We start from the raw sequence: 17,097 nt of genomic DNA on the forward strand, positions 1-17,097 counted from the left end.
GAGCGCAACAAGGCTGCGATCTCCTGCGGGGCCTGCGTTCAGTCACCGACCGCCACTTGCCTTTGGGGATCGGTGATCCACTCACTCCATGAACCGGCGTACAACCTCCCCAACGGATACCCCGCCAGGCACAAGGCAAACAGGTTATGGCATGCCGTCACGCCAGAGCCGCAATAGGCCACCAGTTCCGTCGGCGAGCGTCCTCCCAATTTCTCGGCAAAGCGCTGCTTGAGCTGGTCGACTGGCAGGAAGCGCCCATCAGCACCCAGGTTCTCGGTGAACGCTGCGCACTGCGCGCCCGGAATATGTCCGGCCACCGGATCGATCGGCTCGACCTCACCCTTGAAACGCGGCAACGCCCGGGCATCGAGCAAGGTCATGTCCGGATCACCAAGACGCTGCTCAAGCGCCTCGGCACTGAGCAACAGGGTCGCGTCCGGCGAACCACTGAAGGTCCCGGGACCGTTGACCGGTGGATCGAGACTCAAGGGCAAACCGGCAGCATGCCAAGCCTTGAGCCCGCCATCGAGGATATAAACGCCAGCGCGCTTACCCAGCCAGGCCAGCAACCACCAGGCCCGGGCGGCATAGGCGCCAGGGCCGTCATCGTACAAAACGATGTCACTGTCGTTGCCGATCCCCCAGGCCCGCAAACGCTTCATCAGGGCCTCAGGCTCCGGCAGCGGATGGCGGCCGGTCACGCCTTTGGTGACCGGCCCACTCAGGTCCCGTTCGAGGTCAGCGAAGGACGCCCCGGCAATATGGCCTTCGGCGTAACTGCGCTGGCCGTAGTCCGAGTCCTCCAAGGCAAAACGACAATCGAGGATCACCAGTCCGGGCTGCGACCGCCTGTGTTCCAGGACTTGAGGACTGATGAGTTGCGCAATGGGCATAACGGGCTCCTGTGGCTCGATCGAATTTGAATCTTACGCCCCTTCTTCCAGGGTCTGGGCCAGGGGGACATAGAACTCCTTGAACAGCGCATCCACCGCTTCGCGGGCCTGCTCAGTCACGAAACCGGCCTCCAGCACCAGCACTTGATAGACCCCACGCTTGATGGCCTGCTCGCTCAAATGGTTGGAATTTTCCCGTGTGGTGCAGAGGAAACGGACCCAGGACGTGAGGATGATCCAGGCATTGAGGGTGAGGGACTCGATTTGCACCCGGTCCATTTTCAGAATACCGGCGGCCACGAAGCCCTCGTAGATAGCGGTGCCGTGAATCAGGCTACGCTGGGAAAACCGACGATAGCGCGCGGCAAGGTCCGGGTCGCTGTCGAGCAGATGCTCCAGGTCTCGGTGCAGGAAGCGGTAGCGCCACATCGCCGAGAGCAACTCCTGCAGATAGAAACGCTTGTCCTCGACAGTAGCCGCACGGCCTTGGGGCGGACGCAGGAAACTGTCCACCAGGTTTTCGTATTCACTGAACAATACGGCGATGATCGCCTGCTTGTTGGGGAAGTGGTAGTAGAGATTGCCCGGGGACATGTCCATGTGGGCGGCGATATGGTTGGTGCTGACGCTGCGCTCACCCTGCTGATTGAACAGCTCAAGGCTGTTCTGCACGATGCGCTCGCTGGTTTTTATTCGTATGGCCATGGCTTGAGCTTTAATTCGACGAAAGCATTTAACGGCATCTTACGACCTATCGGTCACGGGACAAACCCAAAGGCGTCACGGATGTCGGTTGACTTTTTAGAGCACAAGCTCTAGAAAACACTCACTCTAATACTATCGGTGCCCGCCCATGCCTGCCGACGTTGCTTACCTGCGCGAATCTCAACAGCACCTGGGCGAACTGCAAGCGCTTTTCGACACCCAGCGCCAGGCCTTTGCCGCCCACCCCATGCCACCTGCCGAGCAGCGGCGGCAATGGCTCAAGGCGTTGCGCGAGCTACTGAGCAACGAGCGACAAGCACTGATCGATGCTATCAGCCAGGACTTCAGCCACCGCAGCGCGGACGAAACGCTGCTGGCCGAGCTCATGCCGAGCCTGCACGGCATCCATTACGCCAGCCGACACCTCAAGGGCTGGATGAAACCTTCCCGGCGCAAGGTAGGCGTGGCCTTCCAGCCGGCGTCAGCCAAAGTGGTGTACCAACCGTTGGGCGTTGTCGGGGTCATCGTGCCTTGGAACTACCCACTGTTCCTGGCTATCGGGCCGCTGGTGGGGGCATTGTCGGCGGGCAACAGGGTGATGCTCAAGCTGAGCGAATCGACCCCTGCCACCGGGTTGCTGCTCAAACAACTGCTGGCGCGCATTTTCCCTCAGGATCTGGTGTGCGTGGTGCTCGGCGAGGCTGAGGTCGGCATGGCGTTTTCCAGGTTGCCCTTCGACCACTTGCTGTTCACCGGCGCCACCAGCATTGGCAAGCACGTGATGCGCGCCGCCGCCGAGAACCTGACCCCGGTCACGCTCGAACTGGGAGGCAAATCGCCCGCCATCGTATCCGCGGACGTGCCCGTCAAAGACGCCGCCGAGCGCATTGCATTCGGCAAAACCCTGAATGCCGGACAAACCTGTGTCGCGCCAGACTACGTACTGGTGCCGCAGAACCGTGTCGGCGAATTCGTTGAAGCGTATCGCGAAGCGGTTCGCGGGTTTTATCCGACCCTGACTGACAATCCGGACTACACCGCGATCATCAACGAACGACAATTGGCGCGACTCAACGGCTACATAAGCGATGCCACCAGCAAGGGCGCATTGCTGATCGAGTTGTTCGATCGAGGTCAGGGGCGACGCATGGCCCACAGCCTGTTGCTCAACGTCAGCGATGACATGACCGTCATGCAGGACGAAATCTTCGGCCCGCTGCTGCCCATCGTGCCTTATCAGGACCTGGACCAGGCATTTGCCTACATCAATCAGCGGCCTCGCCCGCTGGCGCTCTACTACTTTGGCTACAACAAGGCCGAGCATCATCGCGTGCTCAACGAGACCCATTCCGGTGGCGTTTGCCTGAACGATACGCTGCTGCACGTCGCCCAGGACGACCTGCCCTTCGGCGGCATTGGCGCCTCGGGGATGGGGCACTACCACGGTCACGAAGGCTTCCTGACGTTCAGCAAGGCCAAGGGCGTACTGAGCAAACAGCGGTTCAACGCGGCGAAACTGATTTATCCACCATACGGCAAGCCCCTCCAGAAACTGATCCAGAAGTTGTTTGTCCGTTAGCAGCAGTCTTTCCGGGTAATAACAATAATGAATCCAAGCCTGACCGATACACCTGCCCTCTCACGACGCGGCCTGTTGCAGTTCAGCCTCGGCGCCAGCGCCTTCCTGGTCACCGTCGGGCTGGGTGCCAGCCTGAGCGGTTGCGGCCCCAGCCGCTCGGCCAGCGGTTTTGTAGCCTTGCGTGACAACGACCTGCCGTTTTTGCGCGCCGTCATTCCCGTGATGCTGGACGGCTCCGTGGTCGCTGAAAAGCTTCCTGGCGCCGCTGAAGCGACCTTGCAAAGCCTGGACACCACCCTGGCTCATCTGTCCCCATCCATGCTCAAGCTCACGCACCAGTTATTCGACGTGCTCACGCTGGGCGTTACCCGTGGGCCACTGACCGGAATCTGGGGCTCGTGGGAAAACGCCAGCGTCGATGACATCCAGAAATTTCTCGGTCGGTGGGAAAACAGCTCGCTCGACCTGCTTCGCCAGGGGCACAGCTCGTTGCTGCAAATGGTCATGATGGCGTGGTACAGCCAGGCCGAGGCCTGGGCGCATTGTGGATACCCGGGACCGCCAACGGTTTAACAGTCACATCCAAACCCTGTGGGAGCGAGCAGGCTCGCGATGGCGGTATGTCAGTCAATACAGATGCAACTGATCCGACGCCATCGCGAGCAGGCTCGCTCCCAAAGGGGGGCATCACATACTCATAAAAATAAGAGAACACCAACATGCCCGTACCCGATCTCTTCCGCGAAGGTCTTGCCCGCGGCTGGACCACCTACAACGGTGCGCAGTTGACCCAGGACCTGACCCTGGAAGCGGACGTTGCGATCATCGGCAGCGGCGCCGGCGGGGGCACCACGGCAGAAATCCTCAGCGCCGCCGGCTACAAGGTGGTGTTGATCGAGGAGGGTCCCCTCAAGACCAGCCATGACTTCAAGCTGCTTGAGGACCAGGCCTACACCAGCCTTTACCAGGAAGGCCTCGGACGCATGAGTAAGGACGGCGCCATCACCATTCTTCAGGGGCGCGCGGTGGGTGGCACGACATTGATCAACTGGACCTCCTGTTTCCGCACGCCCGATCAGACCCTGGATCACTGGGCCACCGAGCACAACGTCAAGGGCCACAGCCCCGAGGAAATGGCGCCCTGGTTCGAAAAAATGGAACAGCGCCTTGGGGTGGCGCCCTGGCAGGTTCCGCCCAATGCCAACAACGACGTGATCCGCAAAGGCTGTGAACAGCTGGGCTATAGCTGGCACGTCATCCCGCGCAATGTGCGCGGTTGCTGGAACCTGGGCTATTGCGGCATGGGCTGCCCGACCAACGCCAAGCAGTCGATGCTGGTCACCACCATTCCGGCCACGCTGGACAAGGGTGGCGCGCTGCTTTACCTGGCACGGGCCGAACGGCTGATGATCAAAAACGCTGCGGTTGTCGGCCTCGAATGCCTGGCCATGGACGAACGTTGTGTGGCACCGACAGGACGGCACGTCACGGTCAAGGCGCGGCACTACGTACTGGCCGGCGGCAGCATCAACAGCCCGGCCTTGCTGTTGCGCTCCGAAGCGCCCGACCCGCACGGACGCCTGGGTAAACGCACCTTCCTGCACTTGGTAAACATGTCGGCCGGTCAATTCGACGAGGTGATCAATCCGTTCTACGGCGCACCACAATCGATTTATTCAGATCATTTCCAGTGGCAGGACGGCGCCACCGGCAAGATGTCCTACAAACTGGAAGTTCCGCCCCTGCACCCGGCCCTCGCCGCCGCGCTACTGGGCGGGTTTGGCAGCGAGAACGCCGAGCATATGGCGCAACTGCCCCACACCCACGCCATGCTGGCGCTGTTGCGCGATGGTTTTCACCCCGACAGCAGCGGCGGCAACGTTCAGTTGCGCAGCGACGGCACACCTGTGCTCGACTATGCGGTGTCTCCTTATGCCTGGGACGGCTTGCGCCGGGCGTTTCACAGCATGGCCGAGATTCAGTTTGCCGGCGGCGCCAGGGCGGTCATGCCAATGCACAGTGACGCCCGTTACGTGAAAAACCTGGCCCAGGCCCGTACGCTGATCGACGGCCTGGACCTGGCCTTGTACCGCACGCGCCTGGGCAGCGCCCATGTGATGGGTGGTTGCGCCATGGGCGAAGATCCGAAAAGCGCCGTCACCGACAGCCTTGGGCGACATCATCAATTGAGTAATCTTTCCATCCATGACGGCTCGCTGTTCCCCACCAGCATTGGCGCCAATCCGCAATTATCGGTGTATGGGCTGACGGCACAATTGGCCACATCCCTGGCCGATCGCTTGAAAAACCCATGAGTTGGCGGATTATTCGCACTGTCTATAGTGCTTACTTACCTTACAGCCGACTTGGCCGACCGAGTAGGCTGCGATACCATCCGACTCCCCAACGGACACCCGCCAGGACGACGCGATGAACCGAGTGTTGTACCCAGGTACCTTCGACCCTATTACCAAGGGCCATGGCGATCTGGTCGAACGCGCCTCGCGCCTGTTCGACCATGTGATCATCGCCGTCGCCGCCAGCCCGAAGAAAAACCCGCTGTTCCCGCTGGAGCAACGTGTGGAGCTGGCCCGCGAGGTCACCAAACATCTGCCCAATGTGGAAGTGGTCGGCTTCTCGACGCTGCTGGCGCACTTTGCCAAGGAAAAGAACGCCAATGTGTTCCTGCGTGGCCTGCGTGCGGTCTCGGACTTCGAATACGAGTTCCAACTGGCCAACATGAACCGCCAGTTGGCGCCGGACGTCGAAAGCCTGTTCCTGACGCCGTCGGAGCGCTACTCCTTCATTTCCTCGACCCTGGTGCGGGAAATTGCGGCGTTGGGCGGCGATATCACCAAGTTCGTCCACCCGGCCGTGGCCGATGCGTTGACCCTGCGCTTCAAGAAATAACCCGCTGGCTGCGATCCGCTTCGCAGCCAACACAGCGCAGTCCATCGCGCCCGCGTGCACTGCGCTCGCCAATGCGGCACAATTGCGCACATACGTTTTTCAGATGCCCGGGCCCAACGCCCCGGCAGGAGCCTGCATGTCCCTGATCATCACCGACGACTGCATCAATTGCGACGTCTGCGAACCCGAGTGCCCGAACGAGGCCATCTCCCAAGGCGAAGAGATCTACGTCATCGACCCGAACCTGTGCACCCAGTGTGTCGGCCATTACGACGAACCTCAGTGCCAACAGGTCTGCCCGGTAGATTGCATTCCGCTGGACGAGGCCCATCCGGAAACGGAAGAACAGTTGATGGCGAAATATCGCAAGATTACTGGCAAGGTTTGAGCCAGGTAGTTCTGTAGGGCCTGTGCCGGCCTCATCGCGAGCAGGCTCGCTCCCACAGGGTTCTGTGGTGGCGACACCATTCATGTCTTAAGCAAAATCCCTTGTGGGAGCGAGCCTGCTCGCGATGAGGCCAGCAGCCACAGCGACATCACTCCTGCTCAAACCCCTCCCCAACACACCCCAGGCACCGCACAAACGTCGCCTTCGCCGGGTCCACCACCAACGCCTTCCCCGCATCGCCGACGCCACCGCCCAACGCCGTAAAGGGTAACGACACCACAAATGCCCCGGCACCGATCACGGTGGCGGCGAGCAGCAGCGGACGGGCGATCAGCAGGTCGCCGATCATGGCGTAGGCCGGCGGATTCTGGATGGTGTAGCGCGGGTCGCCGCTGCCGCTGTTCGCCTGGGCAGGCAAACCGAGACACAACAGCAGCGCGAGAACGACAGGTCGGAGCAGATTCATCGGGCGATCCTTCGGCTAGGCAGTATGACAACTGACTATAAGACTATAGACCGCAGGACGGATCAGCTCTGACAGCGTGGGCACCAGACGCTGGCGCGCTGGCCCAGGCGAATCTCCCGCAGCCCCGTACCGCAGACCTTACATGACTCGCCGCCCCGGCCATACACGAAGAGTTCCTGCTGGAAGTAACCCGGCTGGCCGTCTCCCCCGATGAAATCACGTAGCGTCGTACCGCCGCGCTCGATGGCATGGGCAAGGATGCGTTTGATCTCGATCGCCAGTTTCAGATAGCGCGCCCGGGAAATGCCCCCGGCTTCGCGGCGTGGGTCGATCCCGGCGGCGAACAGCGCTTCGGTCGCATAGATATTGCCCACCCCCACCACCACCGCGTTATCCATGATGAACGGCTTGACCGCCATGGAGCGTCCTCGGGAAAGCTGGAACAGACGCTCGCCATCGAATAGATCGGTCAACGGTTCCGGCCCGAGGCGAATCAGCAATTCGTGGTTGAGCGGGTCGAGGCTCCAGAGCATCGCCCCGAAGCGGCGCGGGTCGGTGTAGCGCAAGGCCAGGCCGGATTCCAGTTCGATGTCCACATGCTCATGTTTGGCGGCAGGCATGCCGACTTCCACCAAGCGCAGGTTACCGGACATGCCCAAGTGGCTGATCAAGGTGCCAACTTCGGCGTTGATCAGCAGGTACTTGGCCCGCCGCTCCACCAGCACTATCCGCTGACCCGACAGTCGCACATCAAGGTCTTCGGGGATCGGCCAGCGCAAGCGCCGGTCGCGTACGACCACACGGCTGACACGCTGCCCTTCCAGGTGGGGCGCAATTCCGCGGCGGGTGGTTTCGACTTCCGGCAGTTCTGGCATGGGGGTTCTCGAATAAGGCGAAGGCCTGGTGCTGGTTTTCGATGCTTAGCGCGTGGCGAGGTCGCGAATTTCCTGCTTCTGGGTCTGGAAATCGTATTCCGACAAACCGATGTAATCGAGCACCAGAGCGCCGACACAGGCCCACTCATGATCGACCGGCTGATTGCCCAGGACCCGGTGCGATGAGCAGATGTTTTCGGACATTTTCAGGATCGCCAGCAGGTTTTTCAGCTGACTGTTGTTGCGTGACGTCTCATCGCTGAAAATCGCCAGGGCGTTGTGATGGTTGGCGATGGCCTGGCTGACATGGTCCGGCAGGCGCCAGGATTTGGAAGTGTAGTACCCGACCACCGCATGGTTGGTGTTGAATTCGCGGTTCTCGGTGTCCACCACCCGGCACTCGGCGCTGGCATTGGCGTAGGCCTGCTCCAGCACACTCATGTAGTTGGGGAACTGCTTGAGCATCAACGGCACGCCGCAATCATGGAACAGCCCCAAGGCGTAGGCTTCATCACCGTTTTCCAGACCGACGCGCTTGGCCAGGGTCAGGCAGGTCATCGCCACGTCCTGGGCCGTATCCCAGAAGCGATTGAGGGTGACGATGGCATCATCGTGCAGCTCGCCCTTGATCGACTGCGCGTTGATCAGGTTGATGATCGAACGGCTGCCCAGCAGGTTCACCGCGCGCTGGATCGAAGTGATCTTGTTGCGCAGGCCGTAGTACGGCGAATTGACGATCTTGAGCAAGGCACCCGAGAGGCCCGGGTCATGGGAGATCAGCTTGGCAATGGTCTCCAGGTCCGGATCAGGCATGTACTGCTCCATCTGCAGATCCACCATGATCTGCGGCTGGGGCGGCACACTGATGCCTTGCAGGGACTGTTGGATCTGTTCGGCGGAAAGCTCTTGGGACATGGGCATACACTCTGGGTCAGGCGGCGATTCTAACCCTTAAAGATGGATCCGATACACCGTCGGGCAAATCGCGCCACATGTCCATCACAAGCCCCGCACAGGCCGCAACACGCTATACTCCCGCTCTTTTTTCCGGAGCGACGTCATGTCCCTGCCCAGCCTGCGCCTCAAAGCCAACGCCGACCGTCGCCTGCGCGCCGGCCATCTGTGGGTCTACAGCAACGAAATCGATGTAGCCGCTACCCCGCTGCACGGCTTCAAGGCCGGCGACCAGGCCATCCTCGAAGCCGCTGGCGGCAAGCCGTTGGGCATCGTCGCGATGAGCCCCAACAACCTGATCTGCGCCCGCCTGCTGTCCCGTGACGTGAAGCTGCCGCTGGACAAATCCCTGCTGGTGCATCGTCTCAACGTGGCGCTGTCGTTGCGTGAGCGCTTGTTCGACAAGCCGTTCTATCGCCTGGTCTACGGCGACTCCGACCTGCTGCCTGGCCTTGTAGTCGACCGTTTCGGCGACATCCTGGTGGTGCAGATCGCCTCGGCCACCATGGAAGCCCACAAGGACGACGTGATCGCCGCCCTGACCCAGGTGCTCAAGCCCAGCGGCATCCTGTTCAAGAACGATTCCGCCGCCCGCGATGCCGAAGGCCTGAACCGCTACGTCGAGACAGTGTTCGGCCTCGTACCGGAGTGGGTCGCCCTGGAAGAGAACGGCGTGAAGTTCGAAGCTCCAGTCATGGCAGGTCAGAAAACCGGCTGGTTCTACGACCACCGCATGAACCGCGCACGCCTGGCGCCGTATGCCAAGGGCAAGCGCGTACTGGATCTGTTCAGCTACATCGGCGGTTGGGGCGTGCAGGCCGCGGCGTTCGGTGCCAGCGAAGTATTCTGCGTCGACGCCTCGGCCTTCGCCCTCGATGGCGTAGAGCGCAACGCGGCGTTGAATGGCTTTGCCGAAAAGCTGACCTGCATTGAAGGCGACGTGTTCGAAGCCCTGAAAGAACTCAAGGCCAGTGAAGAGCGTTTCGACGTCATCGTTGCCGACCCGCCAGCGTTCATCAAGCGCAAGAAAGACCTGAAAAACGGTGAAGGCGCCTATCGCCGCCTCAACGAACAGGCCATGCGCCTGCTCAGCAAGGATGGCATCCTGGTCAGCGCTTCGTGCTCGATGCACCTGCCCGAAGACGACCTGCAAAACATCCTGCTGACCAGCGCCCGGCACCTGGACCGCAACATCCAGCTGCTCGAACGCGGGGGCCAGGGACCGGACCATCCGGTACACCCAGCCATCGCCGAGACCCGCTACATCAAGAGCATCACCTGCCGGTTGCTGCCCAACAGCTGAATCATTTGCTGACCCTTATTAAACGCAGCCCTGGCTGCGTTTTTTTTGCACGTGTGAAAAGTTACCGAGCGCTTAAGCAAAAGCCTACAAAATAACTTTTTGTATGAGTCATCCCACATTATTACTGGAACTTTCCTACTCAATATCCGCTTGCCAAGCACTCATTAAAAACTATGATTGAACTGTCACTTCGCAAGTGATGACCCTCGAAAAAAACAACATTTATTCAAACCTCTTATTCAAAAAAGGAGCTGTATCATGAAAGCAATCAATCTGGAAGCTAACAAGATCGCAAACCTGGCCGGCCTGATTGTTCCAACAGGCCGCTAAGTAAGTAAAGGGTGGAGCTGAGGAGTGCCGGCGCCTCAGCCCATCCATGCTCGCCCCCTCAGCGGAAAACCTTAATGCATATAAATCCGTGCGTTTTCATACTTGCGCGCCCGCCGCACCAGATTGTATGGAACTATGAGCAGCACACTCAGTTCGAGCTCGATCTGCATTATTCAACGCGACTGGCACAACTTATTCACAACCCTTCACACTTCGACACTTGCAACCCCATCGACATTGAATTCCTGAATGCCGGCATATTGACTGCAGAACCCAAGGAAGCCCTCGAATGGCGATGGGACGAGTTATCCAGAATATTTCATATCGGCACAAAAAATATTCCTTGCGAAAGTGTTCCCCAAAATGTCGAGGAATGGGCAACCCTGTACCTGCAGCATTGCCAAGAGGTTCTATCATCACCGCCGCCGGCCTGCCGCATAAAACCGTGCCCGGTTGACCTGATTGCCTTGACGCCCTGCTCCCTGGTCGACATCGAGGACGTTTCGCTGGGGCAGACGCTTGTCAGTCGAAGCACCTCTCGCTCATTCAGCGAACGAGCCATTTCAATCGAGCAGGTCAGCACCCTCCTCTACCTGACCCTGGGTTACCTGAACGAGCGCCCTTTTGCTCACGAGACCGGTCATCCCGAAACGCTGGGCGCGCGACGCAGTAGCCCCTCGGGCGGCGGCCTGAATGCCTGCGAAGGTTACCTGTACGTGCGTCACGTGGCCGGGCTGGAACCTGGAATCTACGCCTACCACCCGGCCGAACATGCCTTGAGCCTGATCCGATCACTTCCGGATGAACCCCTGGGCCAATTGTTAGCCGGACAGCACTTCATCAATCCGTTGCCATTCGGGCTATTCATCACTTCGCGCTTCGACAAGCTCTGGTGGAAGTACGAACACTCGCGCGCCTATCGAATGGCGTTTGTCGAAACGGGCCACGTGTCCCAGACCTTTTTGATGGTGGCCACTGCGCTGGGCCTCAAGACCTGGCTGACCGGGGCATTGAGCGACCGTCAGGTAGAACGGCTGCTTGACCTTGAAGACACTCCCGAACAGCCGTTGTTTTTTGTCGGTTGCGGTCATGGCGATGGGCAGGTCCACTGCCAGGCGCTGATGGCGCTGGTCAATGGCCAGGACTCTGCATCATGACCTTCACTCAGAGGCCGCGCTACACCTTGGGCGACTGGGATAACAAAGCTGCGGTGCGCGTGCGCAAAAACCACTACCGCCTACCCGACGATCTGGAGCATCAACTCGCCAGTCGGGACTGGTTTGCGCCAGCCTTCATACCCTATATCGAACATCCGCTGATCAATAAGGCGGGGCGCGCCATTGCCCAACGCCTGGCGGCCAATCACCTGGTGTACTTCCTCGACTACACCACCTTGCTCGAACACCGGGTGGTCAATCGCGCAGTGGAAACCATCGTCCATGGCGAACTGAGCGTACCCATCCCCAGCCAGATGAAAACCGCCGCCCTGCAGCTCTACACCGACGAGGGTTACCACGCACTGTTTTCCAATGAAGTGGCCGAACAGATCGTCGCCCTGTACGACATCCGCGACCGCTCGCTCCCCAGGCGCATCGACCGCCTGGTGGGCGTGATCGAAGCCACAAGCCCCCCGGATCGCCCTCTGGCGTGGTTTCTGCTGGGGTTCGTTTCCGAAACGATCATCGCCAAGGAGCTGCTGTCCATTACCCGCGAGACCTTGGTCTCCACGGTTTACCAGATGCTCAGGGATCATCTCGAGGACGAGGCACGCCATAGTCGCTATTTCAGCGAGGTGTTCCAGTATCTGTGGTCCTCCCTGGCCCCTGACCAGCGTGCTCTGGCCGCAAAGCTGCTGCTGGACATCATCGGCCTTTACTTCGAGCCCGACATCCCTTGGTTAACGCGCAGCCTCGCCAGCGTCGGCTTTGACGAACAGGACGCGTTGAAGATCGTTGCAAACCTCCTGCAACCGGACGCTCACGCCCAGCGAGTTCGCTCGGGGGCAGTCTCGACCTTCACAGCCATGCAGCAGGCAGGTTTCTTCGAAGACGGCCCCAATCGGCAGAGGTTCTTCCAGGCGGGGTTTATCGATGGCTGACACTCATGATCTCGCCACACGCAAAACGGCCACTGTCGGCTTATTGTTGATGCTGACCTTGCTCGGCGTATTCCCCATCGATGTGGTGCTGCCTTCGTTTCCGGCGCTGTCCGAACACTTTGAGCGTCCATCGCCCGATATTGCCCTGTCTGTCAGCCTGTTCGCAGTGGGGATCGCAATGTCCCAACTGCTGGTCGGCCCGCTTTCCGACGCCATGGGACGAAGGAACCTGTTGCTGATCGGGATCATCGTCTCGGCCATTGGCGCGACCGGGTGCGTCGTGGCCAATGACTACTGGTCCTTCCTGCTTTTCCGGGTCATCCAAGCCGTGGGATGCGGTTGTTTCGTGCTCTCTCAGGCACTGATCCAGGACCTGTTTACAGGTCAGGAGCAGCAGCGATTACGGATTTTCCTGGTCACCTGCGGCGGCATTTTCATTTCCGTTTCGCCCTTGGCCGGCACCGGACTGCAAAGCTGGATGGGCTGGCGCGGCAGCTTCCTGGTATTCATTGCCCTGGCTGTCAGTGTGTTCTTGAGCGCCAGTCTTCTACTCAAGCCTTTGCCAGCGGATAGCCAACCCAGGCGCCCGGACTTCATTGCGTCCTACCGGACGGTATGCAGTGACTTCAACTTCATGGCCTACTGGCTGACGTCAGCATTGGCTTTTTCCTGCCATTTCTCGTTCATCGTCATCTCACCGCTGGTTTTCATTGACCAGCTGCAACTGTCGCCGCAGGCATTTTCGCTGACGTTGCTGGGCTACGGGCTGGCCTATATCGGCGGTGGAGCGGTCGCGACCGTGCTGAGCAACCGGATCGACCCACAGACGCAAATCCTCACGGGGCTGTGCCTGATCCTGACGGCGGGAGTGTTGATGCTTGGGCTCTCCAGCCATCTGGGCTTGTCGGTCACCACGCTGCTGCTGCCCATGATCGTGTGCACCGCCGGAACGACCATTGCTCGTGCGGCCGCCCACACCCGGGCGATGAATATCTTCCCCGAGCAAGCAGGTACATCCGCCTCGGCAGGCAGCGTGCTGATCTTCATTGTCGGCGGTTTGACCAGCGCCGCGCTCAGCCTCACTCCGCTGGACCTGCAAACCACCCTGGCTCTATGCCTGATGTTGCTCAGCCTCCTGGGGCTGGCACTCAATGGTCTGCTCCGGCATCGTCACAGGACGCTGTTGACGGGTTGAACATCGCCAGTCGTCATCCCGAGCACGACATTGGCACCCGATCAGCGCTTTGCGTCATTTCATCCTGACGCCAGGGGTGTAGAATCGCGACATTCATCGCCATTCATCCCCGGCGGGTTTATGAGCTCATGCTGAGGCGCGCAGCGATCCTGCAAAGTCATCGGCCACTTCCGGACACACGGCCAAACCCGGGTGTTCCAGACGTCAACAGAAGCTCACTTCCCATTGATACCTGATACGTACCTGATTTGCCGCCCGGAGTGCTCCATGCCTGATTACCGCTCGAAAACATCCACCCATGGCCGCAACATGGCCGGCGCCCGTGCATTGTGGCGCGCCACGGGGATGAAGGATGACGACTTCAAGAAGCCGATCATCGCCATTGCCAACTCCTTCACCCAGTTCGTGCCAGGCCATGTTCACCTCAAGGACCTGGGTCAACTGGTTGCCCGGGAAATCGAACGCGCGGGTGGCGTAGCCAAAGAGTTCAACACCATTGCCGTGGATGACGGTATCGCCATGGGCCACGACGGCATGCTTTATTCGCTGCCCAGTCGCGAGATCATCGCCGACTCCGTCGAATACATGGTCAATGCCCATTGCGCCGACGCCATCGTGTGCATTTCCAACTGCGACAAGATCACCCCCGGCATGCTCATGGCGGCCTTGCGCCTGAACATCCCGGTGATCTTCGTTTCCGGCGGCCCTATGGAAGCCGGCAAGACCAAGCTCGCCAGCCATGGCCTTGACCTGGTGGACGCCATGGTGATCGCCGCCGACTCCAGCGCTTCCGACGAAAAGGTCGCGGAGTATGAGCGCAGCGCCTGTCCGACCTGCGGTTCGTGCTCCGGCATGTTCACCGCCAACTCGATGAACTGCCTGACCGAAGCCCTTGGCCTGGCCCTGCCGGGCAACGGTTCGACCCTCGCCACCCACAGCGATCGCGAACAGCTGTTCCTGCAGGCCGGCCGGACCATCGTCGAGCTGTGCAAGCGTTACTACGGCGAGGATGACGAGTCGGTGCTGCCGCGCAACATCGCCAACTTCAAGGCGTTCGAAAACGCCATGACCCTGGACATCGCCATGGGCGGCTCCACCAACACCATCCTGCATTTGCTGGCCGCCGCCCAGGAAGCCGAGATCGATTTCGACCTGCGCGACATCGACCGTCTGTCCCGTCACGTGCCGCAGCTGTGCAAGGTCGCGCCGAACATCCAGAAGTACCACATGGAAGACGTGCACCGCGCTGGCGGGATCTTCAGCATCCTCGGCTCCCTGGCCCGTGGTGGCCTGTTGCACACCGACCTGCCGACCGTACACAGCAAAACCATGGCCGAGGCCATCGCCAAGTGGGACATCACCCAAACCACCGACGAAGCCGTGCATCATTTCTTCAAGGCCGGCCCGGCAGGTATTCCAACGCAAACGGCGTTCAGCCAATCGACTCGTTGGGAAACCCTGGACGATGACCGTGAAAACGGCTGCATCCGCAGCGTCGAGCACGCGTACTCCAAAGAAGGTGGCCTGGCTGTGCTGTACGGCAACATCGCTCTGGATGGCTGCGTGGTGAAAACCGCCGGCGTCGACGAATCGATCCATGTGTTCGAAGGCAACGCCAAGATTTTCGAAAGCCAGGACAGCGCCGTGCGCGGGATCCTCGCCGACGAAGTGAAGGCCGGCGATATCGTGATCATCCGCTACGAAGGGCCAAAAGGTGGTCCGGGCATGCAGGAAATGCTTTACCCCACGTCCTACCTGAAGTCCAAAGGACTGGGTAAAGACTGCGCACTGCTGACCGATGGCCGTTTCTCCGGCGGCACCTCGGGCCTGTCCATCGGCCACGCTTCACCGGAAGCCGCTGCTGGCGGTGCCATCGGCCTGGTGCGCGACGGCGACAAAGTCCTGATCGACATTCCGAACCGCTCGATCAACCTGCTGATCAGCGATGAAGAACTGGCCGGACGCCGTGTTGAACAGGACAACAAAGGCTGGAAGCCGGTGGAAGTGCGTCCGCGCAAAGTCACCACCGCCCTCAAGGCCTATGCCCTGCTCGCCACCAGCGCCGACAAGGGCGCGGTGCGTAACAAGGCGATGCTCGACGGGTTGTAAGCGTCCATAAACAGCAATAAAAATGCCCCACTCAAGGTGGGGCATTTTTTTGCAGTGAAACAAACCATCGGTGATCAACTGTGGAGCGAGCCTGCTCGCGATAACGTTCAGTAACATCTCAGTTGGCTGACACACCGTCATCGCGAGCAGGCTCGCTCCCACAGGGTTTACTGGATATCTTCCGGCTTGACGATCACCCAGTTCTTGTCCGCCGTCACTGGCAGCCCTTCCTTGGCCTGGGCCGCGGCGTGCTTGGCCATCATGCCGTTGATCTGGTCCATGTACTTGTCCTTGCGGTTGACCCACAGGTGAATGCCGCCCTTGGCCACGTTCACATCGTGGAACAGCATGTAGCCGTCGCTGCTGGGGGTGTCGCCAGCCACAAGCACCGGTTTTTTCCATTCGTCGATGTACGTCAGGATTGCCGCGTGCTTGCCGGCCATCCAGGTCGCCGGAGTCCACAGATACGGTGTGTACTCAAGGCTCAGGTTGGCCTTCTCGTCATATTTGCCATTGCTGATCTGCTTGCGGGCGGTGGTCAGTTCGCCGGTCTTGCGATCCTTGAGCAACGTGGTCACGCCGATGATGTTCTGCGGCTTGAGGTTGTAGCCGTACTTCGGATCGGCGGCGACCATGCGCACCAATTCTTCCGAAGCCGCGGTCATGACATAGACCTCGATGCCGTTTTCCATCAGTTTGTTGTACAGCTCGACCTGACCGGTGAAAATCTTCGGCGGGTTGACGTTGTAGTTGACCACCTTGTCGCCGTCGTAATACGTGGTCGGGACCGGCTTGCCAGAAGCCATCAATTCGTCGACGTAGCCTTTGAGTTCTTTGAGGGTAAAGCCGGAAAACACCTGGGCGACCCAGGGGTAGCAGACCATGTCGTCCACTTCGCACAAACGGTAGTAGTAGCTGAACAGGCTTTCCTTGTGTTCGGCCGTGTCTTTGAACGGCATCAGCTTCAGAGATGGGTCGAGGGTTTCGCGGGTGATGAGGCCCTTGTTCTCCATGAACGGCAGCAACGACTCTTCCAGGTCGTAGCGGTAACTGGTGTTGTCCATGTCGAACACCGCGTAGTTACCTTTGTTGGCGTTGGCCGCGATCATCGCGTCCAGCGCCTTGGCCTGTTCCGCTGGCCAGTGCTTGAGCTCAGTGGCGAGCGCCTGGCCAACGAGGCCCAGGCCCATGGCGACAACGAGAAGGTGAGGTGCAAGCTTCATCGGCGTTTCTCCAAGGTTCAAAGAACTCGACGCTAACAAATGCTCATGACGTTTCTCTCCTGCCCGCGA

General features: G+C 60.0%; 16 protein-coding genes. 10 read left to right on the top strand and 6 right to left on the bottom strand.

Annotated features, from left to right (window positions below):
* Positions 1–38 precede the first annotated feature (38 nt).
* Positions 39–893, bottom strand: a complete 855-nt coding sequence (locus tag T3A99_RS11275) for a sulfurtransferase (RefSeq protein WP_288911935.1) — start codon at positions 891–893, stop codon at positions 39–41.
* A gap of 33 nt (positions 894–926) precedes the next feature.
* Complete coding sequence (locus T3A99_RS11280; protein ID WP_047226027.1) at positions 927–1,598, bottom strand: TetR/AcrR family transcriptional regulator; 672 nt, start codon at positions 1,596–1,598, stop codon at positions 927–929.
* A 148-nt stretch (positions 1,599–1,746) separates the two neighbouring features.
* On the opposite strand from T3A99_RS11280, the gene T3A99_RS11285 reads away from it, so the two are divergent.
* The 5 genes from T3A99_RS11285 (at position 1,747) to T3A99_RS11305 (ending at position 6,475) form a co-directional block, all read left to right on the top strand.
* On the top strand, positions 1,747–3,177 hold the full coding sequence (locus T3A99_RS11285; protein WP_047226028.1) for a coniferyl aldehyde dehydrogenase: 1,431 nt from the start codon (positions 1,747–1,749) through the stop codon (positions 3,175–3,177).
* 27 nt (positions 3,178–3,204) lie between these two features.
* Positions 3,205–3,750, top strand: a complete 546-nt coding sequence (locus T3A99_RS11290) for a hypothetical protein (protein ID WP_047226029.1) — start codon at positions 3,205–3,207, stop codon at positions 3,748–3,750.
* 146 nt (positions 3,751–3,896) lie between these two features.
* On the top strand, positions 3,897–5,492 hold the full coding sequence (locus tag T3A99_RS11295) for a GMC family oxidoreductase (protein ID WP_322834311.1): 1,596 nt from the start codon (positions 3,897–3,899) through the stop codon (positions 5,490–5,492).
* Between the two features lie 115 nt (positions 5,493–5,607).
* The gene (coaD, locus tag T3A99_RS11300) at positions 5,608–6,087 is read left to right on the top strand and encodes a pantetheine-phosphate adenylyltransferase (protein ID WP_007897855.1); all 480 of its coding nucleotides are present in this window, start codon (positions 5,608–5,610) and stop codon (positions 6,085–6,087) included.
* A gap of 136 nt (positions 6,088–6,223) precedes the next feature.
* Positions 6,224–6,475: a YfhL family 4Fe-4S dicluster ferredoxin gene (locus T3A99_RS11305; protein ID WP_047226031.1), complete on the top strand. Its 252-nt coding sequence runs from the start codon at positions 6,224–6,226 to the stop codon at positions 6,473–6,475.
* A gap of 148 nt (positions 6,476–6,623) precedes the next feature.
* Here the strand turns inward: T3A99_RS11305 and T3A99_RS11310 are convergent, their stop codons facing one another.
* The 3 genes from T3A99_RS11310 to T3A99_RS11320 all read right to left on the bottom strand — a co-directional run bounded on the left by T3A99_RS11310 (position 6,624) and on the right by T3A99_RS11320 (position 8,677).
* Positions 6,624–6,941, bottom strand: a complete 318-nt coding sequence (locus T3A99_RS11310) for a hypothetical protein (protein WP_047226032.1) — start codon at positions 6,939–6,941, stop codon at positions 6,624–6,626.
* Positions 6,942–7,003: 62 nt separating this feature from the next.
* Positions 7,004–7,816: a bifunctional DNA-formamidopyrimidine glycosylase/DNA-(apurinic or apyrimidinic site) lyase gene (gene mutM / locus T3A99_RS11315; protein ID WP_047226033.1), complete on the bottom strand. Its 813-nt coding sequence runs from the start codon at positions 7,814–7,816 to the stop codon at positions 7,004–7,006.
* A gap of 45 nt (positions 7,817–7,861) precedes the next feature.
* Entirely contained in the window at positions 7,862–8,677 is an 816-nt protein-coding gene (locus T3A99_RS11320; protein ID WP_171061309.1) for an HDOD domain-containing protein, read from the bottom strand.
* Positions 8,678–8,876: 199 nt separating this feature from the next.
* On the opposite strand from T3A99_RS11320, the gene T3A99_RS11325 reads away from it, so the two are divergent.
* The 5 genes from T3A99_RS11325 (at position 8,877) to ilvD (ending at position 15,805) form a co-directional block, all read left to right on the top strand.
* Positions 8,877–10,073, top strand: coding sequence for a class I SAM-dependent rRNA methyltransferase (locus T3A99_RS11325; RefSeq protein ID WP_047226035.1), 1,197 nt, complete (start codon positions 8,877–8,879; stop codon positions 10,071–10,073).
* A 404-nt stretch (positions 10,074–10,477) separates the two neighbouring features.
* Positions 10,478–11,560 carry a SagB family peptide dehydrogenase gene (locus T3A99_RS11330; RefSeq protein ID WP_047226036.1) on the top strand — a complete coding sequence of 361 codons (1,083 nt, stop codon included), beginning with the start codon at positions 10,478–10,480 and terminating at the stop codon, positions 11,558–11,560.
* A complete protein-coding gene (locus T3A99_RS11335; RefSeq protein ID WP_288911928.1) occupies positions 11,557–12,501 on the top strand; it encodes a diiron oxygenase in 945 nt (314 codons plus the stop codon). Before T3A99_RS11330 ends, T3A99_RS11335 begins: the two co-directional genes overlap by 4 nt.
* On the top strand, positions 12,494–13,696 hold the full coding sequence (locus T3A99_RS11340) for an MFS transporter (protein WP_281459630.1): 1,203 nt from the start codon (positions 12,494–12,496) through the stop codon (positions 13,694–13,696). The genes T3A99_RS11335 and T3A99_RS11340 overlap by 8 nt, the downstream gene beginning before the upstream one ends.
* A gap of 267 nt (positions 13,697–13,963) precedes the next feature.
* Entirely contained in the window at positions 13,964–15,805 is a 1,842-nt protein-coding gene (gene ilvD, locus T3A99_RS11345; protein WP_047226039.1) for a dihydroxy-acid dehydratase, read from the top strand.
* A gap of 167 nt (positions 15,806–15,972) precedes the next feature.
* Here ilvD and T3A99_RS11350 read toward each other — a convergent pair whose 3' ends face one another.
* A complete protein-coding gene (locus T3A99_RS11350) occupies positions 15,973–17,028 on the bottom strand; it encodes a phosphorylcholine phosphatase (RefSeq protein WP_107321390.1) in 1,056 nt (351 codons plus the stop codon).
* Between the last annotated feature and the right edge of the window lie 69 nt (positions 17,029–17,097).

Source organism: Pseudomonas sp. N-137 (assembly GCF_034555295.1).
Lineage (GTDB): Bacteria > Pseudomonadota > Gammaproteobacteria > Pseudomonadales > Pseudomonadaceae > Aquipseudomonas > Aquipseudomonas rhizophila.